The organism is Actinoplanes sp. NPDC051633 (assembly GCF_040681735.1).
Taxonomy (GTDB): domain Bacteria; phylum Actinomycetota; class Actinomycetes; order Mycobacteriales; family Micromonosporaceae; genus Actinoplanes.
Window position 1 is genome coordinate 1 of record NZ_JBFAZH010001296.1, and the last position, 2,055, is coordinate 2,055.

3 protein-coding genes are annotated in these 2,055 nt (G+C 72.4%); 1 reads left to right on the forward strand and 2 read right to left on the reverse strand.

Annotation, left to right across the window (positions count from 1 at the left end; genetic code table 11):
* Positions 1-874 (forward strand): D-arabinono-1,4-lactone oxidase (locus AB0M20_RS40255; protein ID WP_364306418.1); only part of this gene is annotated, 874 nt, incomplete at its 5' end.
* Here the strand turns inward: AB0M20_RS40255 and AB0M20_RS40260 are convergent.
* Both AB0M20_RS40260 and AB0M20_RS40265 read right to left on the reverse strand, forming a co-directional pair.
* On the reverse strand, positions 863-1,519 hold the full coding sequence (locus AB0M20_RS40260) for a response regulator transcription factor (protein WP_364306420.1): 657 nt from the start codon (positions 1,517-1,519) through the stop codon (positions 863-865). The genes AB0M20_RS40255 and AB0M20_RS40260 overlap by 12 nt on opposite strands.
* A partial coding sequence (locus AB0M20_RS40265) for a histidine kinase (RefSeq protein ID WP_364306422.1) occupies positions 1,510-2,055 on the reverse strand: 546 nt, incomplete at its 5' end. The genes AB0M20_RS40265 and AB0M20_RS40260, both read right to left, overlap by 10 nt.

Consider the following 2,055-nt stretch of genomic DNA (forward strand, 5'->3'; position numbering starts at 1 on the left):
CAACCAGAACCTGGCCGCCGCGGTGTCGTCGCTGGAGCTGGTCCGCGCCGACGGCGAGCTGGTCACGCTGCGCCGCGGCGAGCCCGGCTTCGCCGGCGCCGTCGTCGGCCTGGGCGCGCTCGGCGTGGTCACCGCCCTCACGCTCGATGTCGTCCCGGCCTTCGAGATCCGCCAGTACGTGTACGACGACCTCTCCCGCGAAGCCCTCGGCGACCACCTCGACGAGATCCTCGGCGCCGAGTACAGCGTCAGCATGTTCACCAACTGGACCAGCACGACGATCAACCACACGTGGCTCAAGGCGCTGCGGGAGCGGGCAGAGGGTCCGCTCTTCGACGCCCGCCCGGCCGACGGCAAACGGCACCCGGTGCCCGGCCTGACCGCGGAGAACAGCACCGAGCAGTTCGGCGCGCCCGGCCCGTGGCACGCGCGGCTGCCGCATTTCAAGCTCGAGTTCACCCCGAGCACGGGCGTGGAGCTGCAGTCGGAGTACATGGTGGCGAGGTCCCGCGCCCTCGAGGCGATCGACGCCGTCGCCCGCGTACGCGAAAAGATCGCCCCCGTGCTGCAGGTCAACGAGATCCGCACGGTGGCCGCCGACGACCTGTGGCTGAGCATGAACTACCAGCGGGAGAGCCTGGGCCTGCACTTCACCTGGATCGCGGACACCGAGGCAGTGCTGCCGGCGGTGGCCGCGCTGGAGGATTCGCTGGCCGGGCTGGAGGCGCGCCCGCACTGGGGCAAGGTCTTCACGATGGACGCGGCCACGATCCGGAGCCGATACGACCGGTTCGCCGACTTCACCGAGCTGGTCAAGCAGTACGACCCGGCCGGCAAGTTCCGCAACCCGTACCTCGACGACCTACTCGGCTGACCCGCCCCGCAGGAACGTGAGCACCGCCCGGACGCGGCGGTGTTCCCGGTCGTCGGGCATCAGGCCCAGCTTGGTGAAGATCGACGTCACGTGCGCCTCGACCGTCTTGACCGCCAGGTGCAGCTCGCCGGCCACCGCGACGTTCGACAGACCCTGGGCCATCGCGCCGAGCACCGCGCGCTCCCGATCGGTCAACGCCTGCAGCGGATCCCGCTCCCGGCGCCGGGCGACGAGTCGCGAGACGAGCTCCGGGTCGATGACGGTGTCGCCGCGGGCGACCTTGCGCACATCCGCCCCGAACGACTCGAGATCGGACACGCGGTCCTTGAGCAGATAGCCGACGCCGCCGTCGAAGTCACTCATCAGCCGCAGCGCATGGTGCACCTCGACATACTGCGACAGCACCATGAGGCCGACCCGCGGCGCGAAGCCACGGATGGCGGCGGCGGCCTCGATGCCCTCGGCGGCGAAGCCGGGCGGCATGCGCAGGTCGATGACCGCGACGTCCGGCGGGTCGGCGCGCACCAGATCGAGCAGCGTGGCGCCGTCGCCGGCCTGCCCGGCGACGGTGAAGCCGACATCGGCCAGGATACGGGCCATCCCCTCACGGAAGAGCACCCCGTCGTCGGCCAGCATCACGCGCATGGGATCACCGTCGCCAGTCGCGTGCCGGCGGGTCCACTGTCGATGGTCAGGCGGGCGTCGAGGGTGGCGAGGCGGTCGGCGAGGCCTTCGAGGCCGGCGCCGGGCTGGACCGCGGCGCCACCCACCCCGTCGTCGGCGACCTCGACGAGCAGGCCGGCGTCGGTGAGTTCCGCCCGCACCGAGGCGTGCCCGGCGCCGGCGTGCTTCGCGGCGTTGGTCAGCCCCTCGCTCACCACGAAATACGCGGTCGCCTCCACCTCCGCGGGCAGCCGCCGGTCGACGGCCACGGTGAGCCGCACCGGCACCGCGGACCGGTCGGCGAGGAAACCGATCGCGGCCTCCAGGCCGTCCTGGGTCAGCACGGCCGGGTGCAGGCCGCGGGCCATCTCACGCAGCTCGGCGGTGGCTTCGAGCAGTTGGGTACGCACCCGCTCGGTGCCCGCCGCGACCTCATCGTGGCCGGCCGTCGCGGCGAGCCGGGACAGCGCGCCGAGCTCCAGCGCGACGGTGACCAGCCGCTGCTGAGCGCCGTCGTG

Coding starts and splice junctions, on each gene's coding strand:
- AB0M20_RS40260 (WP_364306420.1), bottom strand. CDS start 1,519: ATGCGCGTGATGCTGGCCGACGACGGGGTGCTCTTCCGTGAGGGGATG.